The following is a 15,211-nucleotide window of genomic DNA, read 5'->3' as shown; positions in this document are numbered from 1 at the left end:
GAAAAGATGGCGTCGAGGAGATTGTATTGCGCGCCGCGCTCGTTGACATAGGCGCCGATCAGCGTCGCGCCCCAGCGCGAGGACGTCGGCAGCGCCAGCACGTCGTAGGTCCTGACCATGCCGTCGCGCACGCAATGCGCGCTCGCCCGGTGCGGCCGTCCGGCCGCCAGCGCGCTCGCCGCCGCTTCCGACAGCGCCGTGGCGCAATCGGGCGACAGCTCGGCTAGGGGAATGTCCCAGCGCTCCTCGCCGAGCCATTTCTGCACGTAGCGTCCGCTGCGCGACAGTTCGAGCACGCCATCGTTCTTCAAGAGCGCGATGTGGTCGGCGAGCCGTCCGAGACTGCCGAGCATGACGTCCTCGTAACGCGGCAACCGCTCACCCGGCTTCAACGCCGCACGCCATTTGCGCTGAAGCACCGGGATGTCGTCGAACATTTCGGCGGCCGGTTTGCCCGGCATCTTCTTCGCGGCAGTCATTGCAGTCCCCAACGCACTTTCCCGCCGCATCCAATGCAGGCGCGCTTAACGACGTGTAAAAAGCGCGCAGGCGTGGGTTCCATTCGGTAATTATGACAGTTTTAAGTCAGGTGTTGGTTAGTGGGCGTTAGAGACTGTGACGGTTGCGCGAAGCTGCTCTCGTGTCCCGGACACAGCGCGGCGCGCAAGCGATGCGGCGCAGAGCCGGGGCACGAGAGCGGAGCTTTGGCGCGCACCTGCCTCAACACCGTGAGCGCAGCGAAGCAATCCAGAATCTTCCGCGGATGCATTCCTGGATTGCTTCGCTGCGCTCGCAATGACGGAGTGTGTGGTGGGCAGCGCCGTTCTTCAATTCGCATTTCGCTTGCAGACACGCTTCCGCATCCTCGCGGCATTTCTCGCCCGAGCTTTGCTTCTCGCTCACCCTCAATTGAAAGAGGGCGCAGGGAAGACCGGGTGCCGGCCGGGCACCCACGGTCCACTGTGCGAAAGGTGGCAACGAAGAATTTGCACAGCGGCATACAGGTGAAGCCAAACATCCGGCCTTCCCTGCGCAGTGGCTTTACGGCTTATGTCGTGCTCTCCTCGGGGAGCGATGCACTATTGCCCCCGTCGCCCCGCGGATGGCTGATGCGCTTGCCCGGTTGGGCCGCAACATCACCGCAAGACTTGACGCACAGACCCCGGGCGTCAGGACCACACGATTTTGCCGTACGCCGATGACACCGGTCGTATGCGCGAGGTCTTTGCTCACGGCTCTCCGCCCTGCAAACCCTTTCGCGCCAACGCCATCAGCGTCCACCGCCCCCCGGCCCGCGTTCGTGACGATCGCGATACGCCCCTCTTCCTTGGGCCGGGTTGCGCGAGACATATGCGATTTCCGAATTTCGGTAAAGCGGAATATTTTGGGCCGCGTGCGTTGACCTAGCGCTCGCGTGTTTTGCCCGTCGGGCAACGCAAGGGATGGTGGCCTACCCCGCTAATCCTCGCTGGAGGCCGCCGAGCGGTTGCGCAAATAGGCCTGGGACAGCAGGAAGAACAACGCGCGTTCGCCCTGATATTTGGCGGACGGGCGCGTGCGCTCGAAGCCGTCGGCAAATATCTTGCCGGACTGGTCGCACACCTGCCACCGCCAGCCGAACCGCTTGCGCCTGGTGAGGATCACTTCGAACATGTCGACAAGCCTGGTCCCCTGCTCCATGCCGGTCCTGCAAGGCATGAGCCTGCTCCGGCTTCCCCCCGTTGGACGGACGCCAGACATATAGCGCAGCAGGATGGAAAGAGAATAAAATTGATTATCGGAAATACGTACCGTCCAGGATCGTAAGCAAGACGCGCTGCTGCTGGAATAAGCCGATGCCGCCGGTGTTTGCTGGCCCCTGCACGTAATGATGACGCTACCAGTGTTCACAACAGAACACAGAGAGGGGTCCGAGGTTACCTGGCAGAAACCCACTGACGGTGACGGTAACAGAAGATGCACATCCGTGCGCGCGATGAGAATCGTCGTGCCGGAGCCTCTCGCCGCCGGCTGCCCTTAGCGCGCGATGACCTCGACTTCGCCGTCGACGCCGTTGACGACGTTGAATCCGCGCTCGTAGACCTTGCCCTCGTTCTTGGCGATGGCGCGGTACTCGCCTTCGGACAGCACGACGCGCGGGAACGCGCCGATCGATTCCTTGATGACGTCGCCGCCCGGGGTCAGCACCGACCAGGCGGTGTTGGCGAGCGCCTCGCCGCCCCTGTCGCTGACCAGCTTGAGCGTGATGACGGCGGCGCGGTGGGTGATGGTGACGTCGGTGAGCTTGCCGGCCTGGACGCGGATGTCCGAGCGCACCACCGAATTGGCATCGCCGTAGTTGGAGACGATGTAATAGGTGCCCTCCGGGATCAGCACGACGTCGCCGGCGGCGACGTTCGGCACCAGGGAAGCGCGCTCGCCGGATTCGAACTGGCTGCCCTTGTAGATCGCGAATGAGATCTGGTTCTGCGGAATGCGGCTGGTGCCGACGCGGCCCTCGATGCGCAGGCCGCCGGCCGGCAGCACGAAGGATTCGCGATTGGTCTCGGACTTCAGGCTGACGGTGCGCACCGCGCTGACGAGGCCGAAGGCGACGTGGACGACATAATTGCCGGGCGGCAGCACGATGTTCGGCGTCCCGCTGCGGTCCTCGCGGATCAGCTTGAAGGTGCCGTTCTCGTCAGGCCGGTCGGCAAACACGCGCCAGACCAGGCCGCTGGTGATCGGCGCCGAGTCCTTGCCGTATTTCGCCGTCAGCGACAGCACGCCCTGTCCGGGCACGGCCGCATTCAGCGGGGCGGCGGGCGGCACGGTCGAGACAGCGGGCGGTGGCATGCTCGGGGTCGCCGGCTGCATCAGGGTCGGCGGCAGGCTTGGCGGTCCCGCGCCCAGCCCGGAGGGCGGCGCCAGGCTGACAGCGTTGCCTGGGTCGGGCACCGAGGCCGGCGGTACCGGCGGCGGACGATCCGAGAAAAGCTGCGCCTGGGCGGCATTTCGGCCGGAAGTAAAGAGGCATACGGCAAGGACGAGCGCCGGCAGCAGCCTGCTGCTGCGCCGCCATCCGCCGATGCCGTCACCCCCGCGTGTCATGCTTCCTGCTTTTCACCGAAAACGCGGCAAATTCAAGCCTCTGAAACCCGAGGAAATACGGCCCTGGACCTTCGGTGGAACCGGCTTGACGGCTGCGTGATTAGTCCCGTGGCAACCGGCCCTCGCCATATTCCTGCCCCGTGCCCTTTCCAAAGCGGCATAAACCATGCTTCGCGCCTGATATGGCGAAGCGCAAGTGCGATGCCTAGTCTGACGATGCGGGCTGGCCCGGCGTAGGAGAGTTTCGGTGCTGGACAGATTGAAAGGCCGGGGCGCGAACGGCTCGAACGGCGAGAAAGTGGGCGAAAAAGTCGGCGAAAAAGTTGGCCTGGGCAGCATCCGCCGGCCGGTGATCGGCCTTGCCCTCGGCGGCGGCGCGGCGCGCGGCTTTGCCCATATCGGAATCCTGAGGACCCTGATTGCCAATGGAATCGTGCCCGATGTCGTGGTCGGCACGTCCATCGGCGCCGTGGTCGGCGGCCTCCACGCGGCCGGCCGGCTCGATACGTTCGAGGAATGGGGGCGCAGCCTGCAAGGGATGCGCAACATTCTCGGCTATCTCGATATCCGTCTCAACGGCTCCGGCCTGCTCGGTGGCGAGAAGCTCGCGACCCGGCTCGAGGAGGCGATCGGGCAGATCCTGATCGAGGACCTGCCCATCAAGTTCGCGAGCGTCGCGACCGAGGTTCGCACCGGCCACGAGATCTGGCTGACGCGCGGCCGCGTGGTCGATGCCATGCGAGCCTCCTACGCCCTGCCCGGCATCTTCGCGCCCGTGCTGATCGGTGACCGCTGGCTGGTCGACGGCGCGCTGGTGAACCCGGTACCGGTCTCGGCCGCCCGCGCGCTCGGCGCCGAAATCGTCATCGCCGCAAATCTTTCCAGCGACATCTTCACTCATTCCACCACGATCTATTCGCACGGCGCAGTGCCCGCCCCGGTCGTACCGGTGGCCGAGGAGCCGACGGCGAAGCGGCGCTTCCCGCGCCTGTTCTCGCCCGAGAAGACGATGAAGCGCGAGTTCTTCGGCGGTAACGGCCGGCCCGGCATCTCCTCGGTGATGGTGGACGCCTTCAACATCATGCAGGACCGCATCACCCGCGCCCGTCTCGCCGGCGATCCGCCCGACATGCTGATCACGCCGCGGGTCGGTCAGTTCGGCTGGTTCGACTTCCACCGCTCCGAAGACCTGATCGCACATGGCACGCGCGCTGCGGAGCGTGCACTGGAGTCCATCCAGGAGGCGATCCACGTGCTGGCGCCGGCGCCCGCGGGCATCGCGCCGAAAGCGGACGAGCCGAAAGCGGGAGACTTGGCCTGATCAGGCGGTTTTAATGTAGTCGCGCAGGGCTTCCTGCTCGCTCTCGTATTCCTGGACGCGGCGCTTGACGATGTCGCCGATCGAGATCAGGCCGACCACCTTGCCGTTGTCGATCACGGGCAGATGACGGAACTTGCCGGTCGTCATCATCTCCATGAGCTCGGCGACGGTGTCGGTCTCCTTGCAGGTCACGACCTTGCGGGTCATCACCTCCGAGACCGGCGCCTCCAGCACGCCGGCGCCGCGCTCGCCGAGCACGCGCACAATGTCGCGCTCCGACAGGATGCCCTCGAGCCGGCTCTGGCTCATCACCAGCACCGCGCCGATCTTCTTCTCGCCGAGCAGCTTGATCGCGTCCGCCAGCTTGGCGTCGGGCTCGACGCTCATGATCTGGTGGCCCTTGGTGTTCAGAATGGAACGTACCGTCATCGTCGCCTCCCTGAATCCGAGCCGTCCGCCTTTGGCGGTTCGGACTTGTTCGCGAGTCTTCAACTAACAGTTACAGCGCCGGTTTCACGCTCGTGCGCTTTGCGAAGCATCGTCGCTAAGGACGTGTCGCTTCGGAACATTCTTCGCGGGAATGATGGATGAATTCGGGCCGCGTCGCAAGCGCCGCTTCAGATACGGTCTGAAACGTCCCGTGATGACGCATCCGCAGCATCGCTTCGCACGCGCGGCACGGGATCGAACAGCGCGAACAACAACAGGCCGGCGAAGAAGCCGCCGATATGCGCCTGCCAGGCCACGCTCGTGGTTTCCGCATCGACCCCGATCGCGCCCACGCCGAATATGATGTTGATGCCGAACCAGACGGCGAGGAAGCCGACCACCCGCCCGTCGCGGAGCGCGCGGGACAGCGGCAGCGCCGGAACTTTCGCGGCGGTATCGGCATCCGATCGGCTGAACGACAGGAAGCTGCCGCGGACGAAGGCAAAGCGGATTGCGGCCGCCATCGCGCCCGACACCGAGGCCGAGGCGCCGATCATCGGCGCCACCGCATGCTCATGGGTGATGAGATGGGCGAGCGCGCCGGCCGCCGCCGTCACGGCCAGGAAGACGAAGAACCTGACGGTGCCGAAACGCCGCGCCAACGCGCTGCCGAACGGCAAGAGCCACAGCACGTTGAAGCCGAGATGGGTGAGATTGGCGTGCAGCAGCGAATAGGTGACGAAGGTCCAGACCTTCGCCCCCGCCCCGCCCGGGATCTGCAGATTGAGCAGCGAGGAATCGTAGCGCTTCGGGATGAAGCCGAAGACGTCGATGGTCCAGTTCTCGAGCTCGGGCGGTAGCAGCACGTGCAGATGGATCACCGCCAGCAGCAGGATATAGGCGGTCAGCGCCGGAGGCAGCGTCAGGATCGGCTCGCGCGGAGCCTCCACGACGGCCGGCGGGCCCGGCTCAGGACCTTGCGGCGACGAATCTTGCGGGGAATCCAAGGCAGCTTCGCTTTCGGGCGACATCGGGGCGACAGACTTGGAGATAGGCGCCTTTGCCGTCCCTGCGCAAGTGCACAAAAGGAAAAGGCAGGGCCGAAGCCCTGCCTGTCCGTGTCGGTCTTCCGGTGGCCGGAGAGACAAGGCGTATCCCCACCCCTCCCCGCGGCCCGTGACCAAACTATTTGACGCCCTGTACAGGCCCCGCCGAGAACCTGGAGAAAAGCGGCGAGGCTTGCGACCGCGGTCACCATAGCAGGCGCGCGGCCGGCACGAAGCGCATAGTTAATTTAACGTTAACGACGCAAAGGCCGGCCCAAGAAGCCTGAAAACGCGCCGGCGGCATGGACGCTGCAAATCCCCTCCTGCACAACAACAGAAAGGATCGCGGGTGCACTGAAGCGGGACAAGTCTGTCCCTTCGAGGTTGCACCCCGGGGCGAGCGTTCAGTCATGAAACATCCGTCGAGCCGCGCGTTCTTCGCGTATTGGGACAAGAAGCGCGGCACTGCACGGGCTCCTGACCGGGCCGACATCGACCCGGCCGCGGTCCGCGGCCTGCTCGGCGACATCTTCGTGCTGTCCTGCGAGCCGAACCTCGGCTTCCCGTTCCGCGTCGCCGGCACGCGCGTCTGCGCGCTCGCAGGAACCGACCTCAAGGACCGCAGCTTTGCGGCGCTGTTCACAGAAGCAAGCCGCAGCGAGATCGAGGAGATCACGACGATCGTCGCCGACGAGACGCTAGGCGCGATCGCCGGCGTCACCGCCGCGCGCGAGGACGGCAGCAAGGCGCATCTGGAGCTCCTGCTGCTGCCCTTCAACGCCCGCCCGCATACGCCGGTCAGCGTCACCGGCGTGCTCGCGCCGTTCGACGACGAATGCGGCACGTTGTCCGCCTTCACCCTCACTTCCTGGCGCTACCTGCACCAGCCGGAGAAACTCCTGCCGCGCGCCATCCGCAAATTGCAGATCGCGCGCGGGCTGATGGTGTATGAGGGGCTGCGATAGAGCCCCTGCAGACGTGCGGCGATCCTGCGATGGATCGCCGCGCGGCATGACCGTTTTTGCCGGATTTGCGTCATTTCTGATGTCGATGCGACCGGATAGCTTCCGCGCCGCGTGAGACGAGCGGGTGACATCATGATGAGCTGGCGCAATCTGGCGTGGACTGCCCTCGGCGGCATGACATTGCTGGCAGGGATCGGCGCGACCTGGCTGCTCCTGCTGCCCGCCGCGCCAGCCTCGGGACCCGCGCCTGCGATTTCCAGAGACGAAACCGAATCGACCCTGGCGGCGCTGAAACCGCCGAAACGCAAGCGACCCTTGATCGCCATCGTCGGCATCAACGACATGAGCGAGACCACCGATTACCTGATGCCCTACGGCATTCTCGCCCGCGCCGACATTGCCGACGTCCTCACCTTGTCGACGCAGCCAGAGCCCGTCACGCTCTATCCCGCCCTCAAGGTGCAGCCGCATGCGACCATCGCCGAGTTCGATGCCGCGCACCCCGATGGCGCCGACTACGTCATCGTGCCGGCGATGAGCCGCGACGACGACGCAACGGTCTTGCACTGGATCAGGAGCCAAGCCGGCAAGGGCGCGATCGTGATCGGCGTGTGCGTCGGTGCCACGGTTGTTGCCAACACCGGGCTGCTCGACGGCAAGCGGGCCACGACGCATTGGTATTCCGTGGGCGATCTGAAGAAGCATTCGACGATCCGCTACGCGGCGGACCGCAGGCTGGTCGTCGACCAGGGCGTCGCGACGACCACTGGCATCACCGCATCCATGCCGATGGCCCTGACCTTGATCGAGGCGATCGCCGGCCGCGCCAAGGCCGAGGCGGTCGCCGGCGACGTCGGCCTTGCGCGATGGGACGCACGCCACCGCAGCGACGCGTTCAGCTTCACACGCCCCTTCGCGCTGACGGCGATCGCAAACACGCTCGCATTCTGGAAGCGCGAGCAACTCGGCATCGCGTTGACGCCTGATGTCGACGAGGTCTCGCTCGCCCTGATCGCCGATGCGTGGTCGCGCACCTACCGCTCGCGCGCCCTCACCTTCGCCGCCACGGCAGAGGCGCGGACCAGCCGCAGCGGTCTTCGCATCCTGCCGGACCGCATTGCCGGGAGCTGGCCGGCGGAGCAGGCCGTGCCGGATTCCGGCGCCTCGCCGCCGGCGCGGGCGCTGGACGAAACGCTGCGCGCGATCGAGACGCGCTACGGAGCACGCACGGCCGACTTCGTGGCGATGCAGCTGGAATATCCGCGATAACGACCGCCAGGATCTTTCCCGCTGCGCGCATCGCCGCGGCGGAATAGATTGGAAGGACACCACGGAACGACGGATCGACATGAGCAAGCCGCATTGGCGTCCCGCGCGCGCCTCCGACCTTCCTGCGATAAGCGCGATTGCGGCACGCATCCATCCGGCGTTGCCCGAACGCGAAGAGGTGCTGGCGGAGAAGATCAGGCTTTGCCCGGAGGGCTGCGGCGTGCTCGATACGGACCAGGGCATCATCGGCTACGGACTGGCACATCCCTGGATGCGGTACCGAATTCCGCCGCTCGACGGCTTTCTGCAAGCATTGCCCGATCGCGCCGACTGTCTCTACATCCACGACGTCGCGGTATTGCCGGAGTTCCGCGGCGGCGTCGTGCGCGCTTATGTCGGTGATATCGAGAAGCTGGCGCGTGCATCACGCATCAGAACGCTCGCGCTGGTCTCGGTCTACGGCACGCCGCCGCTATGGGAACGCGTCGGCTTTCGGACCGTGACGGCGAACGCCGAGTTGCACGCAAAGCTCGCATCCTACGGCGACGGCGCGACCTACATGCTGCGCGACCTCGCCGCGACGTAATGCCCGTCCCCGGGCAAATTGATCGGATTGCTTCGCAGGACGCCGTCAGGCTGCTTCTTCACGCCGCCCCCGCGCGGAACGACTGCCTACCCCCGGACTTCCCGTTTCGTAGACCCAGGCCTCCTTGGCAAACCACTCGTGCGTTGCCGCACACATCTCGCAATAGGTGCGAGAGAAGAACACTGCACTGCACCGAAATCGTTCGCGGTCCATCTCGATGCCGGTCGAAATGGCTCGGCCCGTTTCCGGGCACTTGATCATCACCATACCCTGATTTCCTCCAGCTCGGCATCCCTTCACGGAAGGGCGTCGCCGCCATCAGCCGGACGGCGTCTCTTCTGGCGAAGACGCTCGTCCGCCGATTCACGCGGCCGATAGCCTCGATTCAAGCTGCCCTGTGCAGAACCCGGTTGAAGCTCTTCTTGATCGGCTCGGCCGTCTCGGTCGCAACCTTCTGAGCAAGGTCCCAAAGCTCCCGGTTATGCCCGGAAGCCATTTCAAAGGTCCTGCGGCTGTGGGTGGTGGAGAGGTTCACGACATCCGCAAACGACCTCGCATCGGCCAGTTGGGACAGGAATTCCAGGGTGGAGCTGGTATTGATTTTCGATATTTCGATGACCTTGGTGCCGTAGTCGGCGGCACGCGTGGCATTGGTCGCACAGGCTTCGCGGAAAGCGTCGGTGATCTCCTCGGAAGCCGCCTTCATCTGCTCGAGATTTGCCTTGGCCCGCGCGGCGCCCTGCTCGGCAAGATCACCGAAGATCTCCTGGATATTGAAAAACGGCACGTCGAACTTGAGCCTTGCACCACCACTCCCACCCGCGGGAGTGGCATTCGTCTCGGCTTTCACATTGGCATCATGCATCGTCATTCCATCCTTTCACGCGAAACCAGATGTTGGATTGAAGACTCTCAGAAGCTCCCGGGTGCGGGCCGCACCGGGAAACCAGTGCCCCTACTCTCAAAATGGAGGGATGCTGCTGATGAGCTGCTCTCGCCCCCCTGCCGATGCCAACTATGACCAACCAGGATCGGACCTTCAGTTCGCTTTCAGACTCTCGACTTGATTAAATTCGATTCAAGCGACGCCTCGCCGCAGGCGCCGCTCTTGCCGCTTTGAGTTTGCCGAAAAGGATTCTGCCAACTCGAGAAGGCGCGGGCTCGCAGGCGCGTCCGGATGGCACCATGTTACTGATTGATTGCGCCATAGCGCACCGCGCGAGCCTTCGGCGGCGTTAGTCTGGCCGGGGCCGGAAAGCGGCAGATCAGCCCCGACGCTTCTTCTTCGCATTTTTCTCGGGCGCGCCCTTCGCAGGCCACGGCGTGACCGAAGGCTCTGCATGGCCGGGCTTGTTCTTGTGCTTCTTTTTCTTTGCGAAAGAACGCGCATCACCGAATTTCGACGCGCGCTCGCCCTGAGGCTTGCTGCGCGACTTGAATCCACTCGCCTCGCGCGGGCGATCCTCGCGCCGTTCATGATGAGCGCCGGCCTCGCGCTGCGGCGCGCGGGGGCGCTCCTGAGGAGCGTCTTGCCGGTGAGGCGCATCCGTCATCGGCTCGATCCGGATGCTGTCTTCCTTGTCGGGACGCTTGATCTTCGCCGCAAAGGATTCGGCGACCCGCTGGGAGATCTCGAACTCGGTAGTGGTGTCCATGATCCTGATGGCGCCGATGTCGCGCTTGTCGATGCCGCCGCGGCGACAGATCATCGGCAGCAGCCAGCGCGCTTCCGCGTTCTTGCGGCGCCCGATGGCGGCGCGAAACCAGACGCTGCCATCCGCCATGGCGTGCTTCGAGGATTTCCCAGCCTTCGACCGCGGCTTGGCGCGGTCCTCGCCCTGTTCGGACCTATCACGCCCGCGTTCCGGCCTGCCGCTTCGCTCGCCGGGATCGATGATGTCCTCTGGCGACGGCAGCCGCGCGCGATAAAGCCGCGCGAGCGCGGCGGCGATGTCCTCGGCCGAGCGCTCGGCCAATAGCGATTGCGCCAAAGCCAGATCGTCGGGACCAGTCTCCTCCGTGAACAGCACGTCCTTCATGCGCGCATGATCGAGCTTGCGGATGTCTTCCGCCTGCGGCGCCGTGCCCCAGACCGCGTCGACCCCTGCGAGATCGAGCAGCAGCTCGGCGCGCCGCCGCCGCGCGGGCGGCACCAGCAGGACGCTCGTCCCCTTCCGGCCCGCGCGCCCGGTGCGGCCCGAGCGATGCTGCAAGACCTCGGCGTCGTTGGGCAAATCGGCATGAATGACGAGGTCGAGGCTCGGCAGGTCGATGCCGCGGGCGGCAACGTCGGTCGCGACGCAGACGCGGGCGCGGCCGTCGCGTAGCGACTGCAGCGCCAGGGTGCGTTCGTTCTGCGTCAATTCACCCGACAGCGCGACCACAGAGAAGCCGCGCTCCAGGAGCGCGGCTTGCAAATGCCTGACGGCATCGCGCGTGCTGCAGAACACCAGCGCGCTCGGCGCCTCGTAGAAGCGCAGCACGTTGACGACGGCATGCTCGACGTCGGCGGGCGCGATGCGGATCGCGCGGTATTCGATATCGGCGTGGCCGCCCTCGTCGCCGGCGACCTCGATCCGGAAGGCGTCGCGCTGATATTGCCGCGCCAGCGCGACGATGCCGCGCGGAAACGTCGCCGAGAACAGCAAGGTGCGGCGCGTCTGCGGCGTGGTCTCGAGGATGAATTCCATGTCCTCGCGAAAGCCGAGATTGAGCATCTCGTCGGCTTCGTCGAGCACAACCGCGGCGAGCTCGGAAATGTCGAGACGGCCGCGCCGCAGATGATCGCACAGACGGCCGGGGGTGCCGACGACGATATGCGCGCCGGCGGCGAGCTCGCGCTGCTCGCGCCGCGGATCCATGCCGCCAACGCAAGAGACGACACGCCCGCCGGCATGCCCATAGAGCCAGGCCAGCTCGCGCTGAACCTGGAGCGCGAGTTCGCGGGTCGGCGCCACGATCAAGGCGAGCGGCGCGGCCGCTGGTGCGAACTGCTCGGCGTCATCGAGGATGTTCTTTTCGATGGCCAAGCCGTAAGCGACGGTCTTGCCGGAACCGGTCTGGGCCGAGACCAGGAGGTCGCGGCTGGTGGCTTCATGGGCGAGCACCGCGAGCTGGACGGGCGTCAGTGAATCATAGTTCCGCTCGGCCAAAGCGCGGGCGAGCGGCGGGGTCAGGGCCGGAAGAGACACGAGATGGGAAACCTTGTTTGATTCAGGCGCGCAAACGGTGAACCGGCGCCCCGAGCTGCGTGCGCGGCAAACGGCCCGACCGCACGCTGATTTGATCTGGGCGCTCTTTACGCCAAGCGCCCGGAAATCACCATAGCCGTGATGCATGGCTTGACGACGAGCCGCGCCTGAAGCTTGCAGCGGATTTTTGCGGCCAGCTCGATTAACCTTAGCGCGGCGGGATCGGCCTATAGCCGAGCCACGCTCACGTCTGACGATATGGGGAATAAAGATGCGATTGGCGGTCATTTCCGACATCCACGGCAATCTCGCCGCGCTGGAGGCGGTGCTGGCGGATATCAAGACGCGGGGCGTCGATCGGATAGTCAACCTCGGCGACTGCGTCACCAGCCCGTTGTGGCCGAGGGAAACGTTCGAATTCCTCCAATCGCTGGCGTTGCCGACCGTGCGCGGAAATCATGATCGCTGGATCGAGGAGTTTCCGGACGACAAGCTCTCGCCGGCAGGTCTGTTTGCGCGAAACGCACTGACTGCAGAGCAGCGTCGTGCACTTCACAACCTGCCCTCCCAGCTGCGACTGGACGACGGCATCCTGGCCTGCCATGGCACGCCCGACAGCGATACGGCGTGCCTGCTGGAGGACGCACTCGACGACGGCCGCTTCGTGCCGGCACGCCGCGACGTGCTGGAGGCACGCCTTGCGAGCGAGCCGGCGGCACGCGTGGTGCTGTGTGGCCATAGCCACCGCCCGGCCGTCGTTCACGGACCGCGCGAATGTCTGGTGCTCAATCCCGGCAGCGTCGGATGCCCGGTCTTCGCCGACATTCCCTTTGCCGCGAAACTAGAACACCGCTCGCCTCACGCCCGCTACGCGATCCTCACCAAGGGCAAAAGGGGCTGGCAGGTCGAGCTGCTGGCCCTCGAATACGACTGGGAGGCCGCCTCGGCGCGCGCGCTCGCCAACAACCGTCCGGACTGGGCGCACGCCATGTTGTCGGGATACGTCAAATAGAATTTCTCAGATCTCGGCGTACACCTCCAGCAGATTCCCGTCGGGATCGCGGAAGAACAGCGTGCGATGGCCGAAGGGCTGGTTGGTCGGCGGTGACAGCAGCGCCACGCCTTGCCGCACGAGTTCATCGGCGCACGCGTCGACCTCTGCAGCAGAGACCTTGAAGGCCAGCTGCAGCGAGGCGCTGCCCGCTGGCGTCGGTGCATCGCTGGCGGTGCGGCTCGGCCTTGCCAGCACCAACGTGTTGCTGCCGAGGCCGTACTCGATCCAGTTCGGCGACAGCTCGCGCGAGAGCGGAAAGGCGAGGACGTCTTCGTAGAAGCGGCGCATCGGCGCCATGTCGCGCACGAAGATGACCGTGTAGTCGATCGCGCGGATGGCGTGGAAGGGGGATTGTCGGGCTGGTTCGGGTGTCTTTTCGTCGGTCATTTCGTCGCTCGTTCCAGGCTCCGACTTTTAGCCCGCATGGAGCAAAGCGGAATGCGGGACGGACGTCCCCGGATTACGCTCGGCTCCACCCGGGCTACGGATTTTGTCTATCGCAGCAGGCCGCCATCATAGCGCAGCTCATAAAGCGGTGTACCATCCTGCCGGGCAATCGTCTCCACACCGTGGAAGCGATCGATACCGCCTTCGATCTCGTTGCGGTACGCCATGCCGTCCTGCTCGAACAGGCGAGGTCCCCGGTAAGGCTCTTCGACGCCGACGCGCAGCAACGCCTGGCGCAGGAATTTGTAGATGGCGAGGAAGATCTCCCGCTCCGTGATCTCCGCACGAACGCCGCCGCTGTAGCTCATCGACCAGATGACGCGTTCATCCCGCGACACGGTCTCCTGCCCGACGAAGAAGCCCATCCCGAAATAGATATCGCGATAGGCATAAGGCGGCGCGTGATGCTCGAGCTGCTTGGAGCCGGTAAGCAGCGGCGCAGCAACGGTCGCATCGTCATCGAGACCCGCATAGGTGCGGCGTTTGGCTTCGACCAGGAACGCCGCGAGATCGTGAGGCGCGGACGGCATCGTCTACTCCACCAGCTCCGGCCACGGCACGATCGTCGACTTCACCGTCTTCATCGCCATTGCGTCCTGCACGGCCTGCGCGACGCCCGCTTCCGTGAACGGGTAGATCGTCTGCATTTTCAGCCACGGGTATTTGTCACGGGTGCGGTAGAGCATGTCGACGCCGAGCGGGAGGTCATTGCCGGTGAAGCCCCAGGATCCCAGCACGTTGAGGTCCTTGGTGCAGATGCGGTGCCAGGAGGTGTCGATCGAGCCGGCGTCGGTGAACTGGCCCATCTCGACATAGGTGCCGCCGTCGCGCAGCATCTCGATGCCCTCGGGGCCGGCGGTCGGATGACCCGAGCAGTCCATCACGAGATCGGCGCCGAAGCCGCCGACGATCTCGCGCACACGCGCGATGCGATCCTGCGGTGACTTCAGCTCCTCGATGTTGACGGTCGCCTCCGCGCCGAACTCGCGCGCCAGCTTGAGCCGCGGCTCCTCCGGCGCGCCGACGCAGATGATGCGCCCCGCCCCCATCTCCCTGGCGGCCGCGACCGCCAGAATGCCGATCGGGCCGGAGCCCTGGATCACCACGGTGTCGCCCCAGCTGAATCCGCCGGCGCGGGTCGCACGATTGAAGGCCCGAATGCAGGAGGTCAGCGGCTCCGACAGCGCACCCAGGCGCAACGACATGTCGTCCGGCAGCTTGTAGATCTTGGTGCCCGGCAGCATGTCGAGATCGACATAGACATATTCGGCCCAGCCGCCCCACAAATGCGGCGCCTTGTCGAAGCCGAGATAGCGGCCGTAATAGACCGGCGTCAGGCATTTGTTCGCGGTTTGCGGATAGTGGATACAGTAATAGCAGCGGCCGCACGGCATGAGCGGCGGGATCATCACCTTCGAGCCGACTTGAAGTGGCTTGCTCATGAAGTCCTCAGTGAACTCGTCGCCGCATTCGACAATGATTCCGCCGAGCTCGTGACCGAGCGTGAACGGCCAGGGCAGCGGCTTGGGCCAATGTCCTTTGAGGATGTGCAAATCGGTGCCGCAGACGCCGCAGGCGCCGATCTTGATCAGCGCGGCCTTCCGGCCGACCTTCGGCCACGGCACCGTGCGGATCACGGGCTCCGAGCCGGGACCGGCGTGGGTGCAGACGCGGATTTGTTGCATGGCCGTTTCCTCGCTGCCCGCTTGTTGTGTTTTGATCGTGCGGGCTGAGGCGAAGCGTATGTGAGATGCGCGCTCGTGCCAAGCGGACAGGATCGTAGCCCGGATGGAGCGCAGCGCAATCCGGGAGA

The 15,211-nt window shown here is 65.2% G+C and carries 15 protein-coding genes and 1 pseudogene; 5 read left to right on the top strand and 11 right to left on the bottom strand.

What is annotated here, in order from left to right; translation table 11 throughout:
• The 3 genes and pseudogenes from XF30_RS39375 to XF30_RS16410 form a co-directional block, all read right to left on the bottom strand.
• Window positions 1–479 (bottom strand): annotated as a pseudogene (locus tag XF30_RS39375) (GGDEF domain-containing protein); the annotation flags it as partial.
• Window positions 480–1,458: 979 nt separating this feature from the next.
• The gene (locus XF30_RS16415) at window positions 1,459–1,698 is read right to left on the bottom strand and encodes a hypothetical protein (protein ID WP_225115011.1); all 240 of its coding nucleotides are present in this window, start codon (window positions 1,696–1,698) and stop codon (window positions 1,459–1,461) included.
• A gap of 318 nt (window positions 1,699–2,016) precedes the next feature.
• A complete protein-coding gene (locus XF30_RS16410; RefSeq protein ID WP_109143309.1) occupies window positions 2,017–3,090 on the bottom strand; it encodes an RgsD C-terminal domain-containing protein in 1,074 nt (357 codons plus the stop codon).
• Window positions 3,091–3,337: 247 nt separating this feature from the next.
• Between XF30_RS16410 and XF30_RS16405 the strand changes: the two genes are divergently transcribed.
• Window positions 3,338–4,411 (top strand): patatin-like phospholipase family protein, encoded by a 1,074-nt coding sequence (locus XF30_RS16405; protein ID WP_036015237.1) that lies wholly within the window; start codon window positions 3,338–3,340, stop codon window positions 4,409–4,411.
• Here the strand turns inward: XF30_RS16405 and XF30_RS16400 are convergent, their stop codons facing one another.
• Both XF30_RS16400 and XF30_RS16395 read right to left on the bottom strand, forming a co-directional pair.
• On the bottom strand, window positions 4,412–4,840 hold the full coding sequence (locus XF30_RS16400; protein WP_036015240.1) for a CBS domain-containing protein: 429 nt from the start codon (window positions 4,838–4,840) through the stop codon (window positions 4,412–4,414).
• 188 nt (window positions 4,841–5,028) lie between these two features.
• Window positions 5,029–5,847, bottom strand: a complete 819-nt coding sequence (locus XF30_RS16395; protein ID WP_036015285.1) for a rhomboid family intramembrane serine protease — start codon at window positions 5,845–5,847, stop codon at window positions 5,029–5,031.
• 449 nt (window positions 5,848–6,296) lie between these two features.
• Here XF30_RS16395 and XF30_RS16390 point away from each other — a divergent pair, with 449 nt between their 5' ends.
• The 3 genes from XF30_RS16390 (at window position 6,297) to XF30_RS16380 (ending at window position 8,706) form a co-directional block, all read left to right on the top strand.
• Entirely contained in the window at window positions 6,297–6,851 is a 555-nt protein-coding gene (locus XF30_RS16390) for a PAS domain-containing protein (protein WP_036029643.1), read from the top strand.
• Window positions 6,852–6,986: 135 nt separating this feature from the next.
• On the top strand, window positions 6,987–8,120 hold the full coding sequence (locus XF30_RS16385) for a DJ-1/PfpI family protein (protein WP_109145736.1): 1,134 nt from the start codon (window positions 6,987–6,989) through the stop codon (window positions 8,118–8,120).
• A gap of 79 nt (window positions 8,121–8,199) precedes the next feature.
• Window positions 8,200–8,706 carry a GNAT family N-acetyltransferase gene (locus tag XF30_RS16380; protein WP_109143308.1) on the top strand — a complete coding sequence of 169 codons (507 nt, stop codon included), beginning with the start codon at window positions 8,200–8,202 and terminating at the stop codon, window positions 8,704–8,706.
• 45 nt (window positions 8,707–8,751) lie between these two features.
• Here XF30_RS16380 and XF30_RS16370 read toward each other — a convergent pair whose 3' ends face one another.
• From XF30_RS16370 to XF30_RS16360, 3 genes are all read right to left on the bottom strand, one after another.
• Window positions 8,752–8,973: a hypothetical protein gene (locus XF30_RS16370; RefSeq protein WP_109143307.1), complete on the bottom strand. Its 222-nt coding sequence runs from the start codon at window positions 8,971–8,973 to the stop codon at window positions 8,752–8,754.
• Between the two features lie 118 nt (window positions 8,974–9,091).
• Window positions 9,092–9,577 carry a phasin gene (locus XF30_RS16365; protein WP_244608961.1) on the bottom strand — a complete coding sequence of 162 codons (486 nt, stop codon included), beginning with the start codon at window positions 9,575–9,577 and terminating at the stop codon, window positions 9,092–9,094.
• Between the two features lie 394 nt (window positions 9,578–9,971).
• Window positions 9,972–11,897: a DEAD/DEAH box helicase gene (locus tag XF30_RS16360; RefSeq protein WP_109143306.1), complete on the bottom strand. Its 1,926-nt coding sequence runs from the start codon at window positions 11,895–11,897 to the stop codon at window positions 9,972–9,974.
• Window positions 11,898–12,168: 271 nt separating this feature from the next.
• Here XF30_RS16360 and XF30_RS16355 point away from each other — a divergent pair, with 271 nt between their 5' ends.
• Window positions 12,169–12,909 carry a metallophosphoesterase family protein gene (locus XF30_RS16355; RefSeq protein ID WP_036015251.1) on the top strand — a complete coding sequence of 247 codons (741 nt, stop codon included), beginning with the start codon at window positions 12,169–12,171 and terminating at the stop codon, window positions 12,907–12,909.
• Window positions 12,910–12,915: 6 nt separating this feature from the next.
• On the opposite strand, the gene XF30_RS16350 is transcribed toward XF30_RS16355, so the two are convergent.
• The 3 genes from XF30_RS16350 to XF30_RS16340 all read right to left on the bottom strand — a co-directional run bounded on the left by XF30_RS16350 (window position 12,916) and on the right by XF30_RS16340 (window position 15,083).
• Window positions 12,916–13,338, bottom strand: coding sequence for a VOC family protein (locus tag XF30_RS16350; protein ID WP_036015254.1), 423 nt, complete (start codon window positions 13,336–13,338; stop codon window positions 12,916–12,918).
• Between the two features lie 107 nt (window positions 13,339–13,445).
• On the bottom strand, window positions 13,446–13,928 hold the full coding sequence (locus XF30_RS16345; RefSeq protein WP_109143305.1) for a DUF5680 domain-containing protein: 483 nt from the start codon (window positions 13,926–13,928) through the stop codon (window positions 13,446–13,448).
• A gap of 3 nt (window positions 13,929–13,931) precedes the next feature.
• Window positions 13,932–15,083, bottom strand: coding sequence for a zinc-binding dehydrogenase (locus XF30_RS16340; RefSeq protein ID WP_109143304.1), 1,152 nt, complete (start codon window positions 15,081–15,083; stop codon window positions 13,932–13,934).
• Window positions 15,084–15,211: the final 128 nt, after the last annotated feature.

The organism is Bradyrhizobium sp. SUTN9-2, assembly GCF_003122645.1.
In the GTDB taxonomy this organism is placed as follows: Bacteria; Pseudomonadota; Alphaproteobacteria; order Rhizobiales; family Xanthobacteraceae; genus Bradyrhizobium; species Bradyrhizobium yuanmingense.
This window is presented reverse-complemented; position numbering and strand designations above follow the sequence as displayed.

Bases quoted from the DNA above. Each gene is read 5' to 3' on its own strand.
- XF30_RS16415 (WP_225115011.1), bottom strand. From the start codon at position 1,698: ATGCCTTGCAGGACCGGCATGGAGCAGGGGACCAGGCTTGTCGACATG.
- XF30_RS16410 (WP_109143309.1), bottom strand. From the start codon at position 3,090: ATGACACGCGGGGGTGACGGCATCGGCGGATGGCGGCGCAGCAGCAGG.
- XF30_RS16400 (WP_036015240.1), bottom strand. From the start codon at position 4,840: ATGACGGTACGTTCCATTCTGAACACCAAGGGCCACCAGATCATGAGC.
- XF30_RS16390 (WP_036029643.1), top strand. From the start codon at position 6,297: ATGAAACATCCGTCGAGCCGCGCGTTCTTCGCGTATTGGGACAAGAAG.
- XF30_RS16385 (WP_109145736.1), top strand. From the start codon at position 6,987: ATGAGCTGGCGCAATCTGGCGTGGACTGCCCTCGGCGGCATGACATTG.
- XF30_RS16380 (WP_109143308.1), top strand. From the start codon at position 8,200: ATGAGCAAGCCGCATTGGCGTCCCGCGCGCGCCTCCGACCTTCCTGCG.
- XF30_RS16370 (WP_109143307.1), bottom strand. From the start codon at position 8,973: ATGGTGATGATCAAGTGCCCGGAAACGGGCCGAGCCATTTCGACCGGC.
- XF30_RS16365 (WP_244608961.1), bottom strand. From the start codon at position 9,577: ATGACGATGCATGATGCCAATGTGAAAGCCGAGACGAATGCCACTCCC.
- XF30_RS16355 (WP_036015251.1), top strand. From the start codon at position 12,169: ATGCGATTGGCGGTCATTTCCGACATCCACGGCAATCTCGCCGCGCTG.
- XF30_RS16350 (WP_036015254.1), bottom strand. From the start codon at position 13,338: ATGACCGACGAAAAGACACCCGAACCAGCCCGACAATCCCCCTTCCAC.
- XF30_RS16345 (WP_109143305.1), bottom strand. From the start codon at position 13,928: ATGCCGTCCGCGCCTCACGATCTCGCGGCGTTCCTGGTCGAAGCCAAA.
- XF30_RS16340 (WP_109143304.1), bottom strand. From the start codon at position 15,083: ATGCAACAAATCCGCGTCTGCACCCACGCCGGTCCCGGCTCGGAGCCC.